This is a genomic window from Pseudomonas sp. LH21, assembly GCF_036549575.1.
GTDB lineage: Bacteria > Pseudomonadota > Gammaproteobacteria > Pseudomonadales > Pseudomonadaceae > Aquipseudomonas > Aquipseudomonas peradeniyensis.
Genome location: NZ_CP144367.1, coordinates 2,326,353 through 2,352,203 on the forward strand (window position 1 = coordinate 2,326,353; position 25,851 = coordinate 2,352,203).

A 25,851-nucleotide genomic window follows, 5' to 3' on the forward strand; every position below is an offset into this window, starting at 1 on the left:
GGTAATCGAACAAAAACTAACTGTTTCGTACAAAGTGCGTTGCCGGGGCGACTTTACCTGCGAATAATCGATCGTGCCAGACAGATGCTGTCGGGACTGGCCCTTTCGCGGGGCAAGCCCGCTCCTACAAGGGACAACGCAACACCTGTGGGAGCGGGCTTGCCCCGCGATAGGGCCGGACCTGCCCAGACCTCCCTCAATAACAAGGAACACCTGCCATGCACCGTTCGATCGCCACCGTTTCCTTGAGCGGCACCCTGCCGGAAAAACTCGAAGCCATCGCCGCCGCGGGTTTCGACGGCGTCGAGATCTTCGAGAACGACCTGCTGTACTACGCCGGCAGCCCTCGCGAGATCCGCCAAATGTGCGCGGACCTGGGGCTGGCGATCACCCTGTTTCAGCCGTTTCGCGATTTCGAGGGTTGTCGCCGCGACCGCCTGCACAAGAACCTCGACCGCGCCGAACGCAAGTTCGACTTGATGCAGGAGCTGGGCACCGACCTGGTGCTGCTGTGCAGCAACGTCCAGCCCGATGCCCTGGGGGAGGAGCAACTGCTGGTGGACGACCTGCGCCTGCTCGCCGAACATGCCGGCGACCGGGGCCTGCGCATTGGCTACGAGGCCTTGGCCTGGGGCCGCCACGTCAATACCTGGCAGCAGGTGTGGAACCTGGTGCGCCAGGCCGATCATCCGGCGCTGGGGGTGATCCTCGACAGCTTCCACACCTTGTCGATCAAGGGCGACCCCAGCGGTATCCGCGATATTCCCGGGGAGAAGATCTTCTTCGTGCAGATGGCCGACGCCCCGATCCTGGCCATGGACGTGCTGGAGTGGAGCCGACATTTCCGCTGCTTCCCGGGACAGGGCGAGATGGACCTGGCGGGCTTCCTCGCGCCGATTCTCGCCACCGGCTATCGCGGTCCGCTGTCGCTGGAGATCTTCAACGACGGCTTCCGTGCGGCACCGCCCCGGCAAAACGCTGCCGACGGCTTGCGTTCACTGCTGTACCTGGAGGAGAAGACCCGCCTTCAGCTGGAGTGCGAGGCGCGGGCCGTCGAGCCTGGCGTGCTGTTCGCACCACCTGCCGCAAGCCGCTACGACGGCGTGGAGTTCCTCGAGTTCGCCGTCGACGAGTCGGTCGGTGCGCGCCTGGGCGTATGGCTCAAGCGCCTGGGCTTCGCCGAGGCCGGCGAACACCGCAGCAAGGCGGTGCGGCTGTTGCGCCAGGGCGATATCAACATCGTGCTCAATGCCGAGCCTTACTCGTTTGCCCACAACTTCTTCGAGGCCCATGGCCCGTCGTTGTGCGCGACGGCGCTGCGGGTGAACGATGGCCAGGCCGCGTTGCGGCGCGCCACCGCCTACCGCGGCCAGCCGTTCCGTGGCCTGGTCGGCCCCAACGAACGCGAGATCCCGGCGGTGCGCGCCCCCGATGGCAGCCTGCTGTACCTGGTGGAGCCGGACGCCGACGGTCCGACCCTCTACGACACCGATTTCCACCTGGACCCGAACGCCCGGGCCAGCGGCGGTCTCAAGCGCATCGACCACATGGCCCTGGCGCTGCCGGCCGAGGCGCTGGACAGCTGGGTGCTGTTCTACAAGAGCCTGTTCGATTTCACCGCCGACGACGAGGTGGTGCTGCCCGACCCCTATGGCCTGGTCAAGAGCCGTGCCCTGCGCAGTCAGTGCGGCAGCCTGCGCCTGCCGTTGAACATCTCGGAGAACCGCAACACCGCCATCGCCCATGCCCTGGACAGTTATCGCGGCTCGGGCGTGCACCATGTCGCCTTCGACTGCGACGATATCTTCCGCGAGGTGGCCCGGGCCAAGGAGGCCGGCGTGCCGTTGCTGGAGATCCCGCTGAACTACTACGACGACCTGGCGGCGCGCTTCGAGTTCGATGACGAGTACCTCAGCGAGCTGGCGTACTACAACGTGCTGTACGACCGCGATGCCCAGGGCGGCGAGCTGTTCCATGTGTACACCGAGCCGTTCGAGGGGCGCTTCTTCTTCGAGATCCTGCAGCGCAAGGGCGGTTACGCCGGGTATGGCGCGGCCAACGTGGCGGTGCGCCTGGCGGCGATGGCCAAGGCGCGCAGCGGGGCGGGGCGCACGGCGGTGTTGTGAATCAGGGGCCCATCGCGGGGCAAGCCCGCTCCCACGCTGGTGATGCTTGCTGTTCTGTTCTTTGCACTACTGCGCAGCCTCTAGGGCTGGACAATCACGCACGAAGCGTGGGAGCGGGCTTGCCCCGCGATGGGGGCGGCAGCCGCTCACAACACCACGCTTCCCTGCACCGCCCGGCTCACGGATAATCGCCCGGATTCCTATAACGAGCCTGTGAGTCGGTATGAGTGATTCGGTAGCCAAGCCTGAAGTCGAAGGGCTGCGCAGATCGCGCAAGAACAACCCGGAAAAGACCCGCGAGAACATTCTCCAGGCCGCCATCACCGAGTTTGTCCAGCAGGGCCTGGCCGGCGCCCGGGTCGACGCCATCGCCGAGCGCACCGCCACCTCCAAGCGCATGATCTACTACTACTTCGGCAGCAAGGAGCAGCTCTACGTCGAATGCCTGGTCAAGCTCTACGGCGACATCCGCAAGACCGAGCACAGCCTGGACCTCGACTCGCTGTCGCCCGAGCAAGCGATCCAGCGCCTGGTGGAGTTCACCTTCGACCACCACGCCGACAACGTCGACTTCGTGCGCATCGTCTGTACCGAGAACATCCACTACGGCGAATACGTCAAGCAGTCGCCGGTGATTCGCGAGATGAGCAGCATGGTGCTCGACGCGCTGGGCAAGATCCTCGCCCGTGGCGTGGAGCAGGGCGTGTTCCGCCCGGGGATCGAGGTGATCGACCTGCACATGCTGATGAGCTCGTTCTGCTTCTACCGGGTGTCGAACCGCCATACCTTCGGCGACATCTTCCAGATCGACCTGGCCGACGAGCAGGTCAAGCAGCGTCAAAAGCAGGTGATCTGCGAGGCGGTGATGCGCTACATCAAGGCCTGACCCCGCTCAACCGGCGAACACCACCCCGGTGCGCGCCGCAGCGTTGCGGATGTGTTCCTGCATCGCCCGTTGCGCGCCGGCCTGGGAGCGGCGGGCGAGGGCGCGGAGGATCTTGCGGTGCTCCTGCCAGGTTTCCATGGCCCGCTCGGGGCGGATGAACGGCAGCTTCTGACTTTCCAGGAAAATATCCTGGCTGGCGGTGATCACCTGCAGCATCGCGCGGTTGCCGCTGGCCTGCAGCAGTTGCTGGTGAAAGGCGAAGTCCAGGCGTGCGGCGGCCTCGAAGCGCCCGGCGCGCAACTCCACGGCCATTGCCTCGACGTTGGCCTGCAACGCGTCCAGGTCATCGGCGGTCAACGCCAAGGCCGCCTGGCCGGCGGCGAAGCCTTCCAGGGCGTAGCGCAGCTGAAAGGTGTCGGCGGCCGAGACCTGTTCGGCATAGGGCCAGGCGAAGCCGCCCGGCGATGGCTGGCCGGTGGCCGGAGCCTGGACGAACACGCCCTTGCCCGGTTGCACGCTGACCAGTCCCAGGGCGCTGAGCGACGACAATGCCTCGCGCAGCGACGCCCGGCTCACGCCAAGGCGTTCGGCCAGGTCGCGCTGCGAAGGCAGGGCGTCGCCGGGCTGGTAGCCGTCCCGCTCGATCAGTTGGCGGATGGCCTGCAGGGCGATTTCCGGGACGGGGCGCGTGGCGGTGGCGAGCATGCTGTTCAGACCGGTCTGAGGGCGATGGCCTCCCTTTTACGGGCAATCGGCACGGCGTGGCAAGCCTTGCCTCGTCCTGGCGCAGGCCCTGCGGCCGTTGCGCGAAAGCGGGGCGCGGGATGCTTCGAGGTCACAACTGTTCAGACCAGTAAGACCTGATCGGCGCCTTGCGCCACGCCGCTCGCGGGTGTTTTGCCCAAGGCTGGCATGGCCCGTGCACTGGCATCGCAGCCCCTTTCCGGACTCCTGCGAGGCCTTTCGATGAAGACGTTCCGCTCCCTGTTCCTGGCCACCCTGTTCTGCGCCACCCCTCTGGCAATGCCCCTTGCCCAGGCCGACGCGCTGGCCGACATCACCGCCCGCGGCGTGCTCAAGGTTGCCGTGCCCCAGGACTTCCCGCCGTTCGGCTCGGTCGGCCCGGACCTCAAGCCCCGCGGCCTGGACATCGACACCGCGCAACTGCTGGCCGACAAGCTTGGCGTCAAGCTGGCCCTGACCCCAGTCAACAGCACCAACCGCATCCCGTTCCTTACCACCGGCAAGGTCGACCTGGTGATCTCGAGCCTGGGCAAGAACCCCGAGCGCGCCGCGGTGATTGACTTCTCGCGCCCCTATGCGCCGTTCTACCTGGCGGTGTTCGGCCCGGCCGAGGCACCGGTCGACGCGATCGAAGCCCTGGCCGGCAAGACCATCAGCGTCACCCGCGGCGCCATCGAGGACATGGAACTGAGCGCCGTGGCGCCCAAGGGCGCGATCATCAAGCGTTTCGAGGACAACAACTCGACCATCGCCGCCTACCTGTCCGGCCAGGTCGAGCTGATCGCCAGCGGCAGCGTGGTGATGGCCGCCATCGCCGCAAAGAACCCGGCCAAGGTGCCGGTGCTCAAGATCAAGCTCAAGGACTCCCCGGTCTACGTGGGCCTGGCCAAGAACGAGCCGGCGCTTTTGCAGAAGGTCAACGCCACCCTCGACGCCGCCAGGACTGACGGCAGCCTGAACCGCAACGCCGAGAAGTGGCTCAAGCAGCCGCTGCCGGCCGATCTCTGAGCACTTGAGCGATGGCCTATCAATTCGACTTCGCCCCGGTGCTGGCGCAGGGCGACCTGTTGCTGCGGGGCATGCTGTTCACCCTGGAGCTGACCCTGGTCGGCACCGTGCTCGGGGTCGCCATCGGCGTGCTCGGCGCGGTGACCCGGGCCTGGCACCTGCGGCCGTTCGACGCGCTGTTCGGGCTGTACGTCGAGCTGATCCGCAACACGCCGTTCATCGTCCAGCTGTTCTTCATCTTCTTCGGCCTGCCGGCGCTGGGCGTGCGCCTGAGTGAATGGCAGGCGGCGGTACTGGCGATGGTGATCAACCTGGGTGCCTACTCGACCGAGATCATCCGCGCCGGCATCCAGGCGATCCCCAAGGGCCAGCTCGAAGCCTCGGCCGCGCTGGCGTTGAGCCGCTTCGAGGCGTTTCGCCACGTGGTGTTGCAACCGGCCCTGGCCAAGGTGTGGCCAGCGCTGTCGAGCCAGATCGTGATCGTCATGCTCGGTTCGGCAGTGTGTTCGCAGATCGCCACCGAAGAGCTGTCGTTTGCTGCCAACTTCATCCAGTCGCGCAATTTCCGCGCCTTCGAGACCTACCTGTTGACCACATTGCTGTACCTGTTGATGGCCATCGCCGTGCGCCAGCTGCTGGCCTGGATCGGCCAGCGCCTGCTGATGGGGAGACGCTGAATGGACTTCACCTTGTGGGATATCGTGCGCAACCTCATGACCGGGTTGCAGTGGACCTTGCTGCTGTCGCTGGTGGCGTTCGCCTGCGGCAGCGTCGCCGGGCTGTTGCTGCTGGTGGCGCGGATCAGTGACCGGCCACTGCTGCGCGGAGCCGCGCGCGCGTTCATCGAGCTGTTCCAGGGCACGCCGCTGCTGATGCAGCTGTTCACGGTGTTCTTCGGCATCGCCCTGTTCGGCATCGACGTGTCGGCGTGGATGGCCGCGGCCATCGCCCTGACCTTGTTCACCAGCGCCTTTCTCGCCGAGATCTGGCGTGGCTGCGTGGAGGCGATCCCACGGGGCCAGTGGGAGGCCGCCGGCAGCCTGGCCATGAGCCGCCTGGAGCAGTTGCGCCATGTGATCCTGCCCCAGGCCCTGCGCATTGCCATCGCCCCGACCGTGGGTTTCTCGGTGCAGGTGGTCAAGGGCACCGCGGTCACCTCGATCATCGGTTTCACCGAGCTGACCAAGACCGGCGGCATGCTGGCCAATGCCACCTTCGAGCCATTCCTGATCTACGGCCTGGTGGCCGTTGGCTACTTCATCCTCTGCTACCCGCTCTCGCTGAGCGCCCGTTACCTGGAAAGGAGGCTGCATGCCCCTGCTTAGAGTGTCCGCGCTGCACAAATACTACGGCGACAACCACGTGCTCAAGGGGGTCGACCTGAGCATCGAGGAGGGCGAGGTGGTGGCCATCATCGGCCGCAGTGGCTCGGGCAAGAGCACCTTCCTGCGCACCCTCAATGGCCTGGAGTCGATCAGCGACGGGGTGATCGAGGTGGATGGCGAGTACCTCGACGCCGGCCGTGCCGACCTGCGCGCGCTGCGCCAGAAGGTCGGCATGGTGTTCCAGCAGTTCAACCTGTTCCCGCACCTGACCGTGGGCGAGAACGTGATGCTGGCGCCCCAGGTGGTGAAGAAGGCCGGCAGGGCCGAGGCGCGCCAACTGGCCGAGCGGATGCTGGAGCGGGTAGGGCTGGGCGACAAGATCGACGCCTACCCCGACCGCCTTTCCGGCGGACAGCAGCAGCGGGTGGCCATCGCCCGGGCGCTGGCCATGTCGCCCAAGGTGCTGCTGTGCGACGAGATCACCTCGGCGCTGGACCCGGAACTGGTCAACGAGGTGCTGGGCGTGGTGCGCCAGCTGGCGAAGGAGGGCATGACCCTGGTCATGGTCACCCACGAGATGCGCTTTGCCCGCGAGGTGGGCGACAAGCTGGTGTTCATGCACCAGGGCAAGGTGCACGAGACCGGCAACCCACGCGAAGTGTTCGCCGCGCCGCGCACGGCGGAACTGGCCAACTTCATCGGTGCGGTGGTGGGGACCTGAGGGCTGCATCGCTTCGCTGCGCAGCAGCCCAGATTGCGCAAGCGCGGGCTTGCTAGAAGCTGGCGAAGTGCGCCTGCATGCGCTCGGCATCGGCCGGGCGCCCGCTGAACAGCTCGAATGCCTTGACCGCCTGGAACACTGCCATGGTGCCACCGTCCAGGGTGCGGCAGCCCAGGGCCCGGGCATGGCGCAGCAGCTCGGTCTCCAGGGGGAAGTAGATGATCTCCGCCACCCACAGCCGTGGGTGCAGCAGCGTGGGCGGCAAGGGGGTACCGGGCAGCTTGGCCATGCCCACGGGCGTGGTGTTGACCAGGCCATCTGCGTCGGCCACCGCGCTGGCCAGGTCTTCGCCGAGCACGGCGCGACCGGCGCCGAAACGCTGGGTGAGGTTGTCTACCAGCGCCCGGGCACGGGCCTGGTCCACCTCGAACAACTGCAAGCGCTCGACGCCTTCGGCCAGCAGCGCATGGGCCACTGCCGCGCCCGCGCCGCCTGCGCCCAACTGCACGACCTGGCGTAGCGCGACGCCGGGCAGGCCGCGTCGCAAGCCTTCGGCGAAGCCCAGGCAGTCGGTGTTGTGGCCCACCCGTCGGCCCTCGCGCAGCACCACGGTGTTCACCGCGCCAATGCCGCGGGCTTCGTCCGACAGTTCGTCAAGCAGCGGCAGGATCGCCTGCTTGAACGGGAAGGTGATGTTGAGCCCGGTGAAACCGGTGCGTTCGGCGGCATCCAGCAGGGCGGGCAGGGCGCTGTCGTCCAGGCCCAGCTGGTCGGCGTCGATCAGCCGGTACAGGTAGCGCAGCGCCTGGGCGTCGCCTTCATGCTCGTGCAGCGCCGGGGTGCGCGAAGCCTGGATGCCACGGCCGATGAGGCCGGCGAGGATGCCCGGGCCGTTCATGCCGCGTGCTCGCGCAGGTGTTCGCTGAAGTAGCTCAGGGCCATGCGGTAGCCCTGGCTGCCGAGGCCGCAGATCACCCCCACGGCGATGCTGGAGACAAACGACAGGTGACGGAACGGCTCGCGCTTGTGCACGTTGGACAAGTGCACCTCGATCACCGGCAGCTCGCTGGCCACCAGGGCGTCGCGGATGGCCACCGAGGTGTGGGTCCAGGCGGCGGGGTTGATCAGGATGCCGTGGCAGCGGCCACGGGCGGCATGGATCCAGTCGAGCAGCTCGCCTTCGTGGTTGGTCTGGCGAAACTCCAGTTCCAGGCCCAGCTCGGCGGCGCTGTCGGCGCACAGACGGGCCAGGTCGGCGAGGGTTTCGTGGCCGTATTGGGTGGGTTCGCGGGTGCCCAGCAGGTTGAGGTTGGGGCCGTTGAGCACGAGGATTCGGGGTGTCATGACGGGGTATCGCTTTGTTGTTTTTGGATATCCCGATAATTGTACTACCCGGTTAGTTTAGTCAAATGGTGGACTGTATAAAGCGGGCGATTATCGGCTGCTTGTACCCTATCGCGGGGCAAGCCCGCTCCCACGCTGGAACCCTGTTCCCTGCGCGACAGCGCAGCCCGGAAGGGCTGTGTGATCTCCTACAGGGAGCAGAGTTGCAGGCATCACCAGCGTGGGAGCGGGCTTGCCCCGCGATAGGGCCGGTACAGGCGATAACACGCATCCTGACCATACCCGATCAAATCAGTCGGCTAAGCTTGTTTCCGCAGACGCACGGAACGACCAACACGGGAGAGCACATGAACATCAGCAAACGCCCAGGTGGGCAGTCGCGGCACTGGTCCTGGCCCTGGGCCTTCACGCCCACGCCGCCGACAGCAAGCGGGTCGATGTGCTGCTGGTGGGCGGCGGCATCATGAGTTCCACGCTGGCGGTCTGGCTCAACGAACTGGAGCCGGGCTGGTCGATGGAGATGGTCGAGCGCCTGGACAAGGTCGCCGAGGAAAGCTCCAACGGCTGGAACAACGCCGGCACCGGCCACTCGGCGCTGGCCGAGCTCAACTACACCCCGGAGAAGGACGGCAAGATCGACATCAGCAAGGCGGTGGAGATCAACGAGTCGTTCCAGATCACCCGCCAGTTCCTCGCCTGGCAGGTCAAGCAGGGCGTGCTGAAGAACCCGCGCTCGTTCATCAACACCACGCCGCACATGAGCTTTGTCTGGGGCGATGACAACATCCGCTTCCTCAAGAAGCGCTACGAGGCGCTGCAGGCCAGTCCGCTGTTCAAACCCATGCAGTATTCCGAGGACCACGCGCAGATCGCCAAGTGGGTGCCGCTGATGATGGAAGGGCGCGACCCCAACCAGAAGCTCGCCGTCACCTGGACGCCGATCGGCACCGACGTCAACTTCGGCGAGATCACCCGCCAGTACGTGGGCTACCTGCAGACCCGGCCCAACTTCGACCTCAAGCTGTCCAGCGAGGTGCAGGACATCACCCGCAACGACGACGGCAGCTGGCACGTCGAGTACAAGAACCTCAAGGACGGCAGCACCTCGACCACCGACGCCAAGTTCCTGTTCATCGGTGCCGGCGGCGCGGCGCTGCCGTTGCTGCAGAAGTCCGGTATCGACGAGGCCAAGGACTATGCCGGTTTCCCCGTAGGCGGCTCGTTCCTGGTCACCGACAACCCGGCCATCGCCCAGCGTCACATGGCCAAGGCCTACGGCATCGCCGCCACCGGCGCGCCGCCGATGTCGGTGCCGCACCTGGATACCCGGGTGCTCGACGGCAAGCGCATGATCCTGTTCGGGCCGTTCGCGACCTTCTCCACCAAGTTCCTCAAGGAAGGTTCGCTGCTCGACCTGTTCGCCAGCATGTCGCTGCACAACACCTGGCCGATGGTGCGGGTCGGGGTGCGTGAGTTCGACCTGGTGCAGTACCTGGTCGGCCAGCTGATGCAGTCCGACGATGACCGCTTCGCCGCGCTGCAGACCTATTTCCCCGAGGCCAAGAAGGAAGATTGGCGCCTGTGGCAGGCCGGCCAGCGGGTGCAGATCATCAAGAAGGACGAAAACCAGGGCGGGGTGCTGAAACTGGGCACCGAGGTGGTGACGTCCAAGGATGGCAGCATCGCCGGGCTGCTCGGCGCCTCGCCGGGCGCTTCGACCGCGCCGCCGATCATGCTCGACCTGCTGAACAAGGTGTTCAAGGACAAGGTGGCCACGCCCGAGTGGCAGGCGAAGATCAAGCAGATCATTCCGTCCTACGGCATCCGCCTGAACGAGCACCCGGACAAGGTCCAGCAAGAGTGGGCCTACACCAGCGAGGTCCTGCAACTGGCGACGCCCAGCGAGGTTGCCGCGCCCTGAAGACCCGCCCATGACCAGCCGGCCACTGTGAAGTGGCCGGCACCGGCGCAATGTTTTTTTCTCCCCAGGCCAAGCTCCCGAGTACCTGAGCCGCCATCCTCCGGTTCGATCCCTCCCGTACTGCCTGCCCCGGCTCCTGGGCAGCGCGCCGCAAGCCCTGAAACCGCCCGCCGACACCCGAGCTTTTCCCCGCCGAACTCCCGATGTTTTTTCCTTTGCCTGTCACCACAAGCTGCGAATGTTGCCTCCGTGGACAGGCCGCCAGCTCCTCTGGATCAGGGTATGCAGCCTGTGGCCACAGCAATGCGCGACCCACTCAACGTACGAACACGACGATAGGAGATTGCTTCATGTTTAAGCGTACTGTGATCGCCGCCTCCCTGGTGGCTGCTACCCTGGCTTCGGCCCAATCCATGGCTGCTGTAGTCGGTGGCGGCGCCACCCTGCCTGAGCCGCTGTACAACGGCAACGCCACCTGGGAAGGCATCCTGCCAAGCGGCTTCAGCTACACCGGCGTGGGCAGCGGCGGTGGCAAGACCGCTTTCCTGACCAACGCCCCTGCGTCGATCAACCAGCCGGCCGGCACCAACGTCGACTTCGCCGGTTCCGACTCGGTGCTCAGCGCCAGCGAACTGTCGACCTACGACACTAACCGCGCCGCCACCTGGGGCAAGTTGATCCAGATCCCGGCCGTCGGCACCACCGTCACCATCCCTTACCACCGCAACGGTGTCAGCGACCTGCAGGTCAACGCTTCGCAGTTGTGCGGCGTGTTCTCCGGCAGCATCTCCACCTGGGGCCAACTGCTCGGCACCGCCGACACCACCCCGATCAAGGTGATCTACCGTTCTGGCAGCAGCGGCACCACCGAGCTGCTGGCGCGCTTCCTCAACGACAGCTGCCCGACCGCCTTCTCGGTCAGCAGCACCTTCACCAGCGCCAACGTCGGCACCGAGCCGAGCACCTGGCAGGGCGTGGCCGGCAGCGCTGACGTGATCAATGCCGTCAACGCTACCGATGGCGCCATCGGCTACGTCAGCCCTGACTTCGTCGATACCGCCAACAACGCCCAGGTGGCCCGTGTCAGCAAGCTGGCCAGCGGTACCGCCGTACTGCCGACCGTCGACAACGCCCAGGCCGCCCTGGCCAGCGCCGCCGCCCCGACCGCCAACCGCGCCAACCCGGCCAGCTGGGCTGTCACCTTCGGCCGTGGCGCCAGCGACAAGCCGGTCCCAACCACGGGCTACCCGATCGTTGGCTACACCAACCTGCTGGTTGGCCAGTGCTACAAGGACGCCGCCGATGCCACCGCCATCCGTGGCTTCCTCAACGACCTGTACAGCGGCAACCACGACCTGGCCATCGGCATTCACTCCTTCGTGCCGGTTCCGGTCGCCTTCGCCGATGAAATCAAGAAAGCCTTCCTGACCAACGCCGGCAACGAAGGCCTGGATATCGCCAACACCAACGTGTGCAACGGTATCGGTCGCTCGTAACAGGCAAAACCCCGGTGGCCCGCGTCCTCGGACGTGGGCATGGACCCTGGCGGCACCCGTGGGTGACGCCGGGGTCTTTTTATTTTGCGTCGACCTGGCAGCACGAGCGCCGGCACCGGCATTGCGGGCGCAGGCGGTCGCCATACCCCAGCCCCATGAACTTTGCATGACAAAGCTTCGGTCCCTCTGCGGCTGGAGCGCCTTATGGCAAAGCGGCATCACGACCGCCATCCCCTGATCTCGAGAACCAGCACAAGGAACCCTGCGATGTCGCGCGGCATGCCCAAGCCAGCCCTTTCAGCCTCCGCCATCCAGCGTCGCGGCGAGCCGCCGCGGCTCAAGCCCCTGGCCCAGGCCATCGCCCTGCTGATGCTGGCGGGCAGCGCCCACGCGGCGCAGCCGTTCAGTTCGGGCTGGTTTGCCGCCAAGGGTGCTTCAAGTGCTCCGAGCGGCGTCGGTGCCGGCGGTGCGGGGCAGGTGCTGCCGGGATCGCCACCGCCCCTGGCCCAACAGCAGCGCCTGAACCAGCAGTTCCAGCGCTCGGTGAACAACCTCAACAACACGGTGGCGGCCATCGCCGCCCAGCAGGCGGCCCAGGCCAATGGCCGGACCCTGGCCCAGGTGCAGCCGCAGGTGGTGCCCAACGGCCTGGGCGATGGCGGCCTGAAGGTCGACGAGAACCCGCTGACCCAGGGCTGGCTCAATGCCAAGGCGCCGCAGCAGAGCCAGGCCGGCGGCAAGACCCAGGTGCGCATCGAGCAGACCGCCGACAAGGCCATCCTCAACTGGGAGACCTTCAACGTCGGCCGCGACACCACCGTGCGCTTCGAGCAGCAGGCAGACTGGGCCGTGCTTAACCGGGTCAATGACCCGGCTGCACGACCGAGCCAGATCCATGGCCAGATCGAGGCGCCCGGCACGGTGATGCTGATCAACCGCAACGGCGTGGTGTTCAACGGCACCAGCCAGGTCAACGTGCGCAACCTGGTGGCCGCCGCCGCCCAGGTCAGCGACGAGCAGTTCAGCCAGCGCGGGCTTTACGTCGACAGCAGCGCCAGCCAGGCCACCTTCACCGATGCCGCCGGCAAGGTGCTGGTCGAGCGCGGCGCGCAGATCCGCACCCAGGCGCCGAGCAGCTCCACCAGCGCTGGCGGCTACGTGCTGTTGCTGGGCAGCGAGGTGGGCAACGAAGGCCAGATCATCGCCGGCAAGGGCCAGGCGACCCTGGCGGCGGCGGACGATTTCTACATTCGTCGCGGCCAGGGCACCGAGGCCAACCGCTACTCGACCACCCGCGGCAATGAGGTGGCGGGCAGCCTCAGGCCCGGCAGCAGCGCCGGCACGGTGAGCAACAGCGGGCTGATCCAGGCCAGTGGCGGCGATGTCACCCTGACCGGTCACCAGGTGCGCCAGCAGGGTGTGATCCTGGCCAGCACCTCGGTGGATCGGCGCGGCAGCATCCACCTGCTCAATGCCGCCAGCGATGCCACCGGCAGCGTCAGCTTCAAGCGCGGCAGCGTCACCGCCGTGCTGCTCGACGACAGCGCGGCGCTCGACAGCCAGCGCGAAGCCTCGAGGGCGGTGGTCAACGGCAGCAACGGCAACCTGGCCACGGGGCGCTTCGACAACCTCAGCACAGTCATCGACCGTCCCGAGCAGTCACGGGTGGAAGTGGTCAGCGGCGGCACCGTGCACTTCCAGGACGGTTCGCTGACCCTGGCCACCGGTGGCCAGATCGCGGTCAGCGCCGGCCGGCGCAGCCTGGTCGACGATGGCGCGCGCCTCGATGTGGCCGGCGCCCTCGGGGTCAAGGTGGCGATGCAAAGCAATGTCATCAAGATCAATGTCCAGGGCAACGAGCAGCGCGATGCCGCCGGCAACCGCGACAAGGGCGGGCTGATCAACAGCGATGTGTGGGTCGACGTGCGCGAGCTGGTGCATGTGGCGGCCGGTGTCAATGGCCATGCTGGCGACCGCTGGTACACCGCGGGTGGCCTGCTGGAGGTGGGCGGCTACCTGGGCACGCGCAGCCACGGCGTGGGTGAATGGATGGCCCAGGGCGGCACCGTGACCTTCACCGGCCAGGACCTGGTCACCCGCGCCGGCGCCGAGATCAACCTGTCCGGCGGCACCCTGGCGGTGCAGGACGGCTATGTGCGCCAGAGTTGGCTGCGTGGCGAGGACGGGCGCCTGTACGAGCTGTCGCGGGCGCCGGGCGACCTGCTCTACAGCGGCCTGTACCAGGGCTTCGAGGACCATTCGGCGCGCTGGTCCCAGACCCGTGTGTTCTACAACCCGCTGATCGCGCCGCAGCAGCGCTTCGAACAGGGCTACACCGTCGGGCGCGACGCCGGCAGCCTGGTGGTGGCCACCCAGGGCGCATTGCTCGATGGCCGGCTGGTCGGCGAGACCTGGCAGGACGAGCGTCAGGTGCAGGCGCCGGTGGCCGGGCTGGATGGCTACAAGCAGGTCCACAGTGCTCGCGCCCGAGGCGCCCAGCTGGTCATCGGCCAGCAGCTGCCAGGCTACCTCACCGACAGCAAGGACCTGGCCTTCAGCCTGACCCCGGTGCTGCGCCAGGTGACGCTGGGTGGCGGCAACCGTGGCGCCAGTGCCGATGTGCAGTTGCAGGCGCCGTTGGACGAGCAGCGGCGGGGGCGACTGGTGCTGGACAGCGAATTGCTCAACGGTTTCGCGCTGGGTGGCCTGAGCATTGCCGCCGGCGAGTCGGTGCAGGTCGACCAGGCGCTGAACCTGGCCAACGGCGGGCAACTGACCCTGTACGCGCCGCAGGTGCGGGTCGCGGCCGACCTTACCGCCAAGGGCGGGCAGATGCTGTTGGGCGATGTGCTGCGCCAGCGCGACGGCGCCGACCTGCGCGATATTGCCCTGGCCACGCCGGCCGGATTGCGTGCGCAGGTGCTGGTTGGCGAAGGCGTGCGCCTGGATGTCGGTGGTGCGCGCAGCGACCGCGAAGATGTAGGGACCATGGCCTGGCGCAACGGCGGCAGCCTGTCGCTGCGCAGCTCCGGCGATGTGCTGCTGGGGCAGGCCAGCGTGCTGGATGTTTCCGGCGGGGTGGTGCGCGGTGAGCGCAACCAGTTGCGCGGTGGCAGCGGCGGCAACCTGACGTTGCAGGCCGGCGTGTTCAATGCCAGCGGTGACGGGCGCCTGCGCCTCGATGGCGAGCTGCGCGGCCATGGCAGCAACGGCGCCGGCACCCTTGACCTGCAGGCCGAGCGCGTGCGGATCGGCGGTGTGGCCGACGCCAGCGCCTTGTCCCTCGGCGAGGATTTCTTCAACCGCGGCTTCGCCCATTACACCGTACGTGGCACGCGACAGTTGACCGTGGTCGAAGGCGCCCAGGTGCAGGTCACCCGGCCCGTGGAACTGCTCGACGCCAGCCTGCCGGTCGGCGACCAGGCCACCCTGTGGCTGGCGCCGCTGGTGCGCGAGAACGCGATCAAGGGCGAGCTGGGCCTGCGTGCCGGTGCCAGCCTGAGCCTTTCCGCCGGCGATACCCGCCTGGTCCAGGCGGACCGTGAGGCCGCGCTGCTGGAAGTGCGCCGTGGCGCCAGCATCGGTGTCGACCCGTTGCAGTCGATCGCCCTGAGCAGTACCGCGCAATTGAACCTGGACGGTTCGCTGCTCGCTCCAGGTGGCAAGGTGAGCCTGTTGCAGGCATTGCCCGAAACGGTGGGGAGCGGGGTGCAGGAAAGCCTGCACAACCGTGCGATCCGCCTGGGCGGCGAGGCGTTGATCGATGTCTCCGGCCAGGCGCTTACCGCCCTCGACAGCCAGGGCCGGCGCTACGGGCGGGTCACCGCTGGCGGCAACATCGTCATTGGTGGGCAGATCGACCACGCCAAGGGGACCAGCGACGGCGCCTACCTCTTCGTTGATATCGCCCGTGGCGCCCGCTTGCGCGCTGATGGCGCCAGCGCCGTGCTGGACATCCGGGGTCAGGGCCCACTGGCAATGGCCAGCGCCGGTGGCAGCATCAGCCTGGCCTCCAGCTATGGCCTGCGCCTTGACGGCACGCTCAGCGCCAGGTCCGGCGGTGTCGGCGCGGCGGGCGGCAGCCTCGGTGTGGCCCTGGATACCGGCCTGTACCGCAAGGATGGCCTGGAGGATGGCCTGAACGTGCCGCGCGAGCTGGTACTCGGCCGTGGGGCCGGTACCGACCAGCGCTTGCGCTATGGCCATGCGCGCCTGGATGTGGACACCGTCGAGCGCGGTGGTTTCGCCAACCTGGCACTGCTCAGCGACGGGGTGCTGGCCTTCGATGGCTCGCTGGCGCTGGACCTGGCCCAGGGTCTGCAACTGTACGCCGGGTCCCTGGTGCTCGCCGACGGCAGTGCCAACGACAGCAGCATCCGCCTGCGTGCGCCCTACGTGCGACTGGCAGGCAGCAACCACCTGGGCGGCGACCAGACCGTGCGCCCGACGGTCAAGGGCGGGCTGTCGCAGCAGGCGTCGAACGCACTGTTGCAGGTCGAGGCCAACCTGCTCGAAGTGCGCGACGAACTGAGCCTGGGCGCTCGCGGCAACCTGGCCCTCAGTGGTGGGCGACAGCTTGAGTTCGACCGTCGGGGCTTTGCCCTGACCCGCCTGCGCAGTGAAGGGGATATCCGCTTCCTCGGCCGCGACATAGCTTCGCTGCCGACCCAGCTAAGCAGCAATGCCGATATTGAATTGCTGGCCGCGCAACTGTATCCGGTGAGCGGTGCCTACGCTCGCGTGCTGAGCACCCGCGACGCCACCCTGCGGATCGGACGGGTCGGCGAGGCCACGCCAGGCGTGCCGCTGTCGGTGTTCGGCCGCCTGCACCTGGGCGCCGGCACGGTGGAGCAGGGCGGGGTGGTGCGGGCGCCGCTTGGGCAGGTGCTGCTGGGGGATACCGGCGAGAACGGCCAGGATGTGCGCCTGCTGCCCGGCAGCATCACTTCGGTCAGCGCGGCGGGGCTGCGCATGCCTTACGGTGGCACCGTCGATGGCCTGAGCTACCTGTACGGCGGCAAGCCGGTGAACCTGATCGGCGGCAGCGGCGATAGCGACCACGGGGTGGTCCTGGCGGGCAAGCACATCGATGTGCAGGCCGGGGCGCTGATTGACCTGGCCGGCGGCGGCGAACTGACCGGTGCCGGCTTCGTCTCCGGGCGCGGCGGCTCCACCGACGCCCGCTACCATCCGTTGATGCAGCTCGATGCCGATGGCCGCCTGGTACTGCCGTCGCTGTCGAGCAACCCGGTCTATGCCATCGTCCCAGGCCAGGTCGGCGACTACGCGCCGCTGGCCGGGGAAGCCGGCGTGGCCGACCCGGCCATCGGCCAGCGCATCACCCTCGACCAGGGCGTCCCGGGGCTGGCGGCGGGTACCTACACCTTGCTGCCGGCCAGCTACGCGCTGTTGCCGGGCGCCTTCCGTGTCGAGCTCAACGGCTTGGCCATGGCCGGCCAGCGAGGTATCAGCCAGGTCATGCGCAATGGTTCCTGGACCACCTCGGGCAGCCTGTCGGTGGCCAACACCGATGTCCGCCAGCCGTTGTCGGGGCAGGTGATCCTCACCGCGGCCGACACCCTGCGCCGCTACAGCCAGTACAACGAAATGTCCTACGCCAGCTTCGTCAAGGCCGACGCCTTGGCCAAGGGTGTTCCGCGGGCGGCGCTCGAGGCCGATGGCAAGTGGCTGACCCTGCGCCTGAAGCCCAATGCCGACCCCGAGACCGCATTCCGCTTTGCCGGTCAGGCGCGCTTCGACGCCGCCCGTGAGGGGCGTGGCGGCAGCGTGGCGGTACTGGGCGTGGAGGCCATCGAGATCCTCGCCGACGGCCAGGTCAGCGACTGGCTGCAACCCAATCGGGTCGCGCTGCGCGCCAGTGACCTGAGCGCGCTCAAGGCGCCGCGACTCAGCATCGGCGCCCGTCCGGAGGTGCTCTACGGCCAGGGCGGCAACATGGTGCGCTTCAAGGAGTCGACCGCTGACATCCTGGTGCGCAGTGGCGCCGAGCTGCGCGCCAGCGAGGTGTTCCTGGCCACCGACAGGGCGCGTGGCGCCATCGTCGTCGAGCAGGGCGCCGGTATCATCACCCTGGGCCAGGGGGCGGTGCCGTTCGATGCCAATGACGGTTTCCTCATCGACCCCAACGCCCACGGCCTGCTGGCGCTGTCCAACGGCCGCCTGGACGTGCTGCCATCGGTGGCTGGCGATGTCTTCGCCCCCGGCAGCATCCTCATTGGCGGCTGCAGCTCGGGCAACTGCGTGGGTATGACCCGCCTGTACTCGGACGGCTCGCTGTTCGCCGCGACCGACCGTACCTTCAACCTCGACGACCAGGTCAGCTTCGGCACGCGCCACCTGGGCCTGGCGGTGGGCCGGATCAACGTCGGCTCCAGCGCCGCGCTGGCCGCCGCGGCCAGCGCCGGGGTGCTGGGCCAGGGGCTGACACTCAACCAGCAAGTGCTCGACCGCCTGTTCCAGGGCAGCACCGAGGGCGGCATTCCCGCTCTGCAGACCCTGTCGCTGACGGCGGCCGACTCGTTGAACTTCTTCGGCAACAGCGTGCTCGACACCTATGATCCGCTGACCGGACGCAACCGCGTGCAGCAACTGATCCTCGGCACGCCGGCTATCTACGGCCTCGGTCAGGCCAGCGAACGGGCGACCATCCACACCGCCAACCTGGTGTGGAACGGCGCCCGTACGCTGCCCGGCGCACCCATCGCCGGTGGCGCGGGCAGTGGCGACGGCGTGCTCGAACTGCGGGTGGAAAACCTGACCTTCGGCTACGGGCCGGCCAGCCAGCCCGACGGCACCGCCAGCATGAGCCGCCAGACCCTGGGCTTCAGCCAGGTCGACATCCGCGCCAGCCGCCAGGTCAGCGCCAACCACAGCGGGGCGTTGCAGGTGTACCACCAGCGCGGCGCCTGGCAGGGCGAGGGCGGCTTCCAGTACAGCGGCGGCGACCTGCTGGTGGAGACGCCGTTGTGGACCGGCGGCGCTGGTTCGATCAACCGCATCAGCGCCGGTGGTCTGTTGCGCGTGGGCGGTGGGGGCGGCGCGCTGGCCAGCGGCCGCGATGGCGTGGGCGCGGAGCTCGCGCTCAGTGGCCAGCAGGTGCTCCTCGACGGTACCTTCAGCCTGCCCAGCGGCAAGCTGAGCGTCTCGGCGCAACAGGCGCTGGTCCTGGGGGAGGGTTCGCGCATCGACCTGGCCGGGCGCAGCCTGACCTTCAACGACGTGACCCAGTACAGCTGGGGCGGCGAGCTGCTGCTGGCCAGCATGGCCGGTGACATCCGCCAGGCCAGTGGCAGCCTGGTTGACCTCAGTGCCCGCAACAATCGCGCCGGCCGGCTGAGCGCCACCGCCCTGGGTGGGCAGGTCAGCCTGCTGGGCCAGATCCTCGGCAGCGCCAGCGGCGATCATGACGCCGGTGGCACGCGGATACCGTACGCCGAGGGATCGGTGGCGGTCCGTGCCCGCCAGGTGGACGATTTCGCCGGGCTCAACCAGCGCCTTAACCGCGATCAGGTATTCGGCGCCCGCAGCTTCCAGATCACCCAGGGCGACCTGGCGATCGGCAGCGAGCTCAAGGCGCGAGAGATCAGCCTCTCGCTGGATAACGGCCAGTTGACCGTGGCCGGCACCGTCGATGCCAGCGGCGCCCAGGTCGGCAGCATCCGCCTGGCGGCCGGGCATGGCCTGACCCTGGCCGCCGGGGCCGTGCTCGATGCCCATGGCAGCCTGCTGCGGGTCGACAGCAATGGCGCGATCATCGATGCGCCGAACCGGGCGCAGATCGAGCTGGCCAGCGGCGACGGGCTGCTGACCCTGAGCCCCGGCGTTCGCCTGGACTTGCGCCACGGCACCGCCGCCGCGCAACACGACGGCCGTGCCCGTGGCTCGCTGGTATTGACGGCGCCGCGCGTGGGCGGCGACATCGCCGGCGATATCGCCATCGACGCCCGTGGCAGGCTGGACATCCAAGGTGCGCAGTCCATCGCCGTGGTCGGCCTGCAGCGCTATACCGACGCGCCGAATGGCGGCACCGCGGCCAGTGGTCGACCGTACCAGTACATCGACCAGGCTTATCTCGACGCCAAGCATGCGCGCAGCGTGCTGTTCGTCAATGCCGCGCTGGCCAACCGCGACCTGCTCGACAACCGCCTGGCCGGCCTGAACAACGCTGCCTACGCCAAGGCCCTGCACCTGCGCCCCGGCGTGGAGATCGCCAGTCGCGATGGCCAGACCGACCTGGTGGTGCGCGGCGACCTCGACCTGTCCGGGCATCGTTACGCCAGCCTCAACCCGGCCACGGCGCAGACCCTCCTGCGCGGTTCCGGCGAGGTCGGCCACCTGGCCTTGCGTGCCGGCGGCAACCTGGAAGTCCATGGCAGCATCAGCGACGGCTTCCTGCCGCCGGAACTGGCCACCGGCAGCGAACGCATGGATGGCCGTGGCTGGATCCTGATTCCCGGCAAGCAGCCGTTCGACAGTGACCTGGTGATTCCACGCAGCGGTGTCGAACTGGCCGCTGGCACGCGCTACCCTGCGGGCAGCACGCTGAATTTCGACCTGCCGTTCGCCGACACCTCGCTGCCGGCCAACACCCGCTTGCCCAGCGTGTTGACCCTGGCCAGCGCCGTGACCCTGCCCGCCGGTACCGTGCTTGATGCCGCCGTGCGCGATGCTTCCGGCAATCTCCTGTATGCCGCCGGCACCTTGCTCGACCAGGCGGTGACCCTCACCGCCGATACCCGGCTGGATGCCGGCAGCCGCCTGCCGGTAAGCGTGGCGGTGCGCGGCGGGGTCTGGCGCAAGGGCGCTGCCCTGCCTGTGGGAGGGCTGACCCAGCGTGGCGCCCTGGCGCTGGCGGTGGGCGCGCTGCTGCCGGCAGGCACCGACGTCAAGCTGCCCACAGGTGTGTTCTGGGTCGACCTGCGCCAGGAGGTCGCCGGCCAGCAGGGACGCAACTGGGCGCTTGGGCAGATGCTGCCGGAGGGCTCGCAATCCTGGTCGATGCGCCTGGTTGCCGGCGCCGACCTGGGCGCCGCCGACAGCCGCATCACCCGCCCGGAGCCGGACGCCGGCGCATTGCGCCTGGCCGACCAGCACTACATCGCCACGCGGGTGATCGAGACTTCAAAACCCGTCATCAGCTATTTCTGGACCAACCTGGCGGTTGGGCGGGTACCCGGCCAACCGGTGCCCTCCAACCTGCTGGCGCTGTGTACCGCCCGGCCGACCTGGTGCCTGAAGGTCGAAACGCCGGGCGGCGTCACCAAGGCCGAGATCACCCCACGGACCCAGCTGTACAGCGTCTTGCGCACCGGTACCGGCGACCTTGAACTGCTCAGTGCAGGCGACTGGCGCATGGACTCGCTGTATGGGGTCTACACCGCCGGTACCCAGGCGCCGGCCCTGCTCGAGCAAGGCATCGATCCGCATCAGCTGGCCCGCGGTCGCCAGGCCGATGGCAGCGTGCTTGGCGCCCTGGGCGCGGCCTACGAATCGACCACCGGCCAGTACCGGGCCTGGTATCCGCAGCAGGGCGGCAACCTGTTGATCGCCGCTGGCGGTGACCTGACCGGCAACCTGGTCGGGCCCAAGGCCACCGAGCAGCAGACGCGGCGTCAGACCACTTCGGCGGCTGTCGGCAACTGGCTGTGGCGCCAGGGGCAGGCTGACGCCGGCACGCCAGGTGCCTGGTGGCTCAATTTCGGCAGTTTCGCCCAGGACCCGGCCAGCGCACCCGGCCTGCCGTACCTGGTCGGTTTCACCGGTATCGGCACACTGGGTGGCGGCAATCTGGATGTGCGGGTGGCGGGCGCGGCCGGCCTGTTGCAGGCCAGCGGCGCCGACCTTTCCAGCGTCGAGCGCAGCCAGGGCCTGAACCTGGTGGTCGCCAGCAGCGGCCGGGTGGACGCCGATGGGCGCCTGGTACAGACCGGCGGTGGCGACCTTGACCTGCGTGTCGGTGGCGGACTCAACCCGGGGCTGGCCGCGATCACGGCCGCGGACGCCCAGATGGACCTGCAGGGAACCTTGGTCAACCTGCGCGGCGCCTTGCAGGTGGAGGCGGCCAATATCGGTCTGTTGCAGTCGATCTACGGCAGCTACGGCATCGAGCAGGACAACAGCGAATCGCGTGCCTACGACCCCTACACCGCAACCCGGGCCAAGGCCTGGGGCGGCGTCACGCTGATGCCGGGTGACAGCGGCGTGCGCCTGCTCAGCCGCGGCGACCTGGTGCTGCAGGGGGTAGGTGATCCGGGCCGGGTGCCGACGTTCAACAGCACGCCGTTCACTGCCGACAGTGGCACGCGGATGAGTGGGCGCGGCAACAGCTGGTTCTCGCTGTGGACTGCGCAGACCGCTATCGAACTGATCAGCCTTGGTGGCGACCTGGCACCGAACGTTCACAACCGTGCCAGTGTCGCGACCCGCAACCTGGCGATCCATGGCGGCCGCGTGTTCTATCCGACCGCGCTCAGCGCCACCGCCGTCAATGGCAGCCTGTACTATGGCGACTCGGTACGCAGCTCGGCGAGCCAGGCCTCGCCGGAGAGCCTGATGACCGCGCCTTCGGCCAACACGCGCTTGCAGTTGCTCGCGGGGGACTCGATCTATGCCGGCGGCTACACAGTCAGCCAGGCGGGCACCGACGCTTCGGCGCTGCCTACGCCGTGGCGCCCCGCATTCCTGGGCACCAGTACCGGCAACCTCGTGCTGTCGACCAACCTGCACGGCGACCTGCCGCGCAATGTCTGGGAAAGTCCGCTCTACAGTTTCGGCGTCAACACCTATGTCGAAAGCCGGGTGCAGCCTGCGCAGCCAGTACGGTTCTATGCGCTGGATGGCGACATCGTCGGGCTGAACACCGGCGAGGTCATCGATTATCCCGTGCTCGGGCTCAAGCTCTACCAGGGCAGCGGCCCGCTGCGCATCATGGCAGGTCGCGACATCGTCAACGCCGGCACCGTGCTGGGCAGCCAGCGCCAGGCGGCCGGCGGCCTGGTGGCCGGTGGCGAGGGTGGCAACAACCTGTCCCACGGCAACCTCATCATCCATGGCGACAGCCAGGATGTCTCGCTGGTCAGTGCCGGTCGCGACATCCGCCTGAGCACCTTCAATATCGCCGGCCCCGGCCAGCTCGAGGTGGTCGCCGGGCGCAACCTGTACCAGTCCGGATCGGGTGTCGACTCGGCCTATCAGGAGGCGGCGATCACCAGTATCGGTCGGGTCGGCGGCAGTGGCGCTGGTAACGATGGCGCGGCCATCGCCATCATCGTCGGGGCCGGCAAGCAGGGGCCGGACTACGCCGGCCTGCTGGCACGCTACCTGGATCCGCAACACTTGGCCGACCCTTCCCGGTCGTTGGCAGGGCAACCGGGCCAGGTCGTCAAGGTCTACGACCAGGACCTGCTGGCCTGGCTGCGCGCGCGCTTTGCCTTCGAGGGGGACGCCGAGGCGGGCCGGGCATTTCTCGCCACGCTGCCTGCCGAGCAGCAGCGCATCTTCGCCCGGCAGGTGTACTTCAGCGAACTGCGCGAAGGTGGCCGCGAATACAACGACGTCGACGGCCCGCGCAGCGGCAGCTACCTGCGCGGTCGCCAGGCGATCGCCGCGTTGTTCCCGGAGCGCGATGTGGCCGGCAACCCGATCCGCTATGGCGGTAGCGCCACCTTCTACGGCGGTGCGGGCATCCACACCGACTTCGGCGGCGATATCCAGGTACTGACGCCCGGTGGCCAGCAAGTGTTCGGCATCGAAGGCGAGGCCCCGCCGTCCACCGCCGGGGTGATCACCCAGGGCAGCGGCAACATCCAGCTGTATTCGCAAGGCAGCATCCTGCTCGGCCAGAGCCGGATCATGACCACCTTCGGCGGCTCGATTCTCGGCTGGTCGGCCCAGGGCGACATCAACGCCGGTCGCGGTTCGAAGACCACCGTGGTCTACACCCCGCCCAAGCGCACCTACGACCGCTGGGGCAACGTCGGCCTGGCGCCGAGCGTGCCGAGCACCGGCGCCGGCATCGCCACGCTCAATCCGATCGCCGAGGTGCCACCGGGGGATATCGACCTGATCGCGCCGCTGGGCACCATCGATGCTGGCGAGGCCGGGATCCGTGTGTCCGGCAACGTCAACATCGCCGCGCTGCAGGTGGTCAACGCCGCCAACATCCAGGTCCAGGGCGATGCCAAGGGCATGCCGGTGGTGGCCTCGGTGAACACTGGGGCGATCGCCTCGGCCAGTGCCGCGGCATCGTCGGCCAGCCAGGCTGCCGAAGAGGCGGGCCGCCAGCAGCAGGCCGCGTCCAGGCAGCGCCAGCCTTCGGTGATCACCGTGCAGGTGCTGGGTTTCGGCGGCGAGCGGCTGGTGCCGGGCCAGGACGGGGCGAGCCTCAATCCCCAGTACAACCGCCAGAGCCCGGTGCAGGTGCTGGGCGCGGGGGCGCTGGACGAACGGGCGAAGGCGCAGTTGACCGAGGAGGAGCGGGGCAACCTGTTGCTATGAGAGCAAAACCGCCCAACGGCAGGCTTTTCCTGTGGTTTCTTGATCCCGCTCATGGTTTCGGCGAGTGGCCCTCGCCGCGGCTTCGTGGCTGTGCTTTTCTTGCGCGGCATTTCAGACACGGAGTATCGACTTCAATGCGAATCAGGGAAGAGACCTACTGGCAGTGGGCCGATGCGCAGCTGCACAGCCGCTGTCACGACGAGGAACTGAGCGATGGCACCAGTATCGATGTGCAGGTGCGCCTGTCCAGGGTCGGTGCCACGCAGTTGTTTCTCGGGCTGTATGCCCGAAGCGGTGAGGCCTTGCTGGAAGAGTACTACCCCTCGCGGCCGGGCGAGACCATGACTCGGGCGCTGGTCTGGGGCGTGGACCGCGCCCGCGCCCTGGCCACTGGCGCCTTGCCGCTGCCGGAACAGGCACCGCGTCGGCGCCTCGCCTAGCAGACATGAAAAAGCCCGGCCTTTTCAGGCCGGGCTCAAGATACGGTGTGCTGCGCGGGTTCAGTTCAGCGCGTCGATCACCTTGATTGCCTGCCGCTCGCGGGCGGCGGGCCATTCTTGTTGCAGGGTCTGCAGTACGCGACCGACGAAGGTAGTGTCGGCGGCGGCCTTCCTGCCGACGTAGCCCTGGCCACGGCGGTAGACCTTGAAGCGGGCGCGCATGCTGGGCATGTGCGATTCGAATTCGGCTTCGACCGTGTTCGGCGGCAGGCGGTCCAGGCGGACCTCACCGGACTGGCTGACCCACAGCAGGTGGTCGTCGAGGCTGTCCTTGCGTGCGGCGAACAGCCGGGCCAATTGGTCGATGGTTGGATTGTTGTTCAAGTTCATCATAAAGCCCCCATTACTCTCATTCGTTGGTGAAGTTCGGCTGAAGTTCACATTCGGCGCCACACCATGTAGCGCGCTAACCAAGGCTGCTACAGCAGCTTCGCAACAGGGGCTTTCTCACGCTGCCTTCTGGGCAGTTTCCCTCTCCACGGACGGCCTGCGTTACCGCGCAGGCCGTCTGGAACACCCTTGCCACCGCTCCCGATCGGGGAGACGGCCTCATCATGCACAAGGCGCGGGAAGGGCGTCAACCGTTTTGTAGTGATTATTTTTTTTCACTACATCTTGTCGGACAATCCTGCCGGATCTGTCATGCCAGTCCGTTGTCGCCGTGCTCAAGGTAGCCGGGGCGTTGCCGCAGGCGCTGGTGATAGGCCTCCAGCGCCGGCAGCGCCGGGTGCTCCAGAGGCGTGCGCCGCCAGCGGTTGAGGGACAGGCCGATAGCCACGTCGGCGAGGCTGAAGGCATCGCCGGCGACATAGGCGCCGGTGGCCTGAAGGCGCGCTTCGAGCAGGCGCATCCTGGCCGTCCATTGGGCGCTGCTGGCGGCCAGCAGCGCGGGGTCCTGGTGCGCCGGCGACTGGCGCACCAGCGACATGAACGGGTAGCGCCAGGCATCGTTGAGGTCGGTGGCCTGCCAGTCGAGCCACTGGTCCACCGCGGCGCGGGCACGCGGGGCGCCGGGGTAGAGCGCCTCGCCGTGGTACTGGTTGACCAGGTAGCGCAGGATCGTGTTGGACTCCCACAGCACGAAGTCGCCATCGACGATCACCGGCACCATGGCATTGGGGTTCAGCGCCAGGAACTCGGGCGTGTCGGTGGCGCGAAAGCCGCTGCCCCAATCTTCGCGCTGGAACGGCAGGTTCAGTTCGGCGCAGGCCCACAACACCTTGCGCACGTTGATCGACGAGGCCTTGCCCAGGATCTTCAGCAT

Annotated in this window: 15 protein-coding genes; 10 read left to right on the forward strand and 5 right to left on the reverse strand. The window is 67.8% G+C overall.

Features of this window, described 5'->3' with window-relative positions:
* Positions 1–218 precede the first annotated feature (218 nt).
* Positions 219–2,126: a 3-dehydroshikimate dehydratase QuiC gene (gene quiC / locus VUG52_RS10765; RefSeq protein ID WP_331832938.1), complete on the forward strand. Its 1,908-nt coding sequence runs from the start codon at positions 219–221 to the stop codon at positions 2,124–2,126.
* Between the two features lie 223 nt (positions 2,127–2,349).
* Entirely contained in the window at positions 2,350–3,012 is a 663-nt protein-coding gene (locus VUG52_RS10770) for a TetR/AcrR family transcriptional regulator (protein WP_028688744.1), read from the forward strand.
* A gap of 6 nt (positions 3,013–3,018) precedes the next feature.
* Here VUG52_RS10770 and VUG52_RS10775 read toward each other — a convergent pair whose 3' ends face one another.
* Positions 3,019–3,717, reverse strand: a complete 699-nt coding sequence (locus tag VUG52_RS10775; RefSeq protein WP_050706140.1) for a FadR/GntR family transcriptional regulator — start codon at positions 3,715–3,717, stop codon at positions 3,019–3,021.
* A 261-nt stretch (positions 3,718–3,978) separates the two neighbouring features.
* Here VUG52_RS10775 and VUG52_RS10780 point away from each other — a divergent pair, with 261 nt between their 5' ends.
* The 4 genes from VUG52_RS10780 to VUG52_RS10795 are packed head-to-tail and all read left to right on the forward strand — an operon-like array spanning position 3,979 to position 6,810.
* Positions 3,979–4,764 (forward strand): transporter substrate-binding domain-containing protein, encoded by a 786-nt coding sequence (locus tag VUG52_RS10780; RefSeq protein WP_050706139.1) that lies wholly within the window; start codon positions 3,979–3,981, stop codon positions 4,762–4,764.
* An 11-nt stretch (positions 4,765–4,775) separates the two neighbouring features.
* Entirely contained in the window at positions 4,776–5,441 is a 666-nt protein-coding gene (locus VUG52_RS10785) for an amino acid ABC transporter permease (RefSeq protein ID WP_262952048.1), read from the forward strand.
* Entirely contained in the window at positions 5,442–6,089 is a 648-nt protein-coding gene (locus VUG52_RS10790; RefSeq protein WP_331832940.1) for an amino acid ABC transporter permease, read from the forward strand.
* Positions 6,076–6,810: an amino acid ABC transporter ATP-binding protein gene (locus VUG52_RS10795; protein ID WP_050706136.1), complete on the forward strand. Its 735-nt coding sequence runs from the start codon at positions 6,076–6,078 to the stop codon at positions 6,808–6,810. The genes VUG52_RS10790 and VUG52_RS10795 overlap by 14 nt, the downstream gene beginning before the upstream one ends.
* A 52-nt stretch (positions 6,811–6,862) precedes the next feature.
* Here VUG52_RS10795 and VUG52_RS10800 read toward each other — a convergent pair whose 3' ends face one another.
* The gene (locus tag VUG52_RS10800; RefSeq protein ID WP_262952051.1) at positions 6,863–7,708 is read right to left on the reverse strand and encodes a shikimate dehydrogenase; all 846 of its coding nucleotides are present in this window, start codon (positions 7,706–7,708) and stop codon (positions 6,863–6,865) included.
* Positions 7,705–8,154 (reverse strand): type II 3-dehydroquinate dehydratase, encoded by a 450-nt coding sequence (gene aroQ, locus VUG52_RS10805; RefSeq protein WP_050706134.1) that lies wholly within the window; start codon positions 8,152–8,154, stop codon positions 7,705–7,707. The genes VUG52_RS10800 and aroQ overlap by 4 nt, the downstream gene beginning before the upstream one ends.
* Positions 8,155–8,539: 385 nt before the next feature.
* Here aroQ and mqo point away from each other — a divergent pair, with 385 nt between their 5' ends.
* The 4 genes from mqo (at position 8,540) to VUG52_RS10825 (ending at position 24,527) form a co-directional block, all read left to right on the forward strand.
* The gene (gene mqo, locus VUG52_RS10810) at positions 8,540–10,075 is read left to right on the forward strand and encodes a malate dehydrogenase (quinone) (protein WP_331833165.1); all 1,536 of its coding nucleotides are present in this window, start codon (positions 8,540–8,542) and stop codon (positions 10,073–10,075) included.
* A 350-nt stretch (positions 10,076–10,425) separates the two neighbouring features.
* On the forward strand, positions 10,426–11,571 hold the full coding sequence (locus VUG52_RS10815) for a substrate-binding domain-containing protein (protein WP_050706132.1): 1,146 nt from the start codon (positions 10,426–10,428) through the stop codon (positions 11,569–11,571).
* Positions 11,572–11,838: 267 nt separating this feature from the next.
* Positions 11,839–24,087, forward strand: a complete 12,249-nt coding sequence (locus VUG52_RS10820; RefSeq protein ID WP_331832943.1) for a filamentous hemagglutinin family protein — start codon at positions 11,839–11,841, stop codon at positions 24,085–24,087.
* Between the two features lie 134 nt (positions 24,088–24,221).
* Entirely contained in the window at positions 24,222–24,527 is a 306-nt protein-coding gene (locus VUG52_RS10825; protein ID WP_050706131.1) for a hypothetical protein, read from the forward strand.
* A gap of 60 nt (positions 24,528–24,587) precedes the next feature.
* Here VUG52_RS10825 and VUG52_RS10830 read toward each other — a convergent pair whose 3' ends face one another.
* Together VUG52_RS10830 and VUG52_RS10835 are read right to left on the reverse strand one after the other, a co-directional pair.
* On the reverse strand, positions 24,588–24,920 hold the full coding sequence (locus VUG52_RS10830) for a hypothetical protein (RefSeq protein WP_050706130.1): 333 nt from the start codon (positions 24,918–24,920) through the stop codon (positions 24,588–24,590).
* 307 nt (positions 24,921–25,227) lie between these two features.
* Entirely contained in the window at positions 25,228–25,851 is a 624-nt protein-coding gene (locus VUG52_RS10835; RefSeq protein ID WP_262952055.1) for a glutathione S-transferase family protein, read from the reverse strand.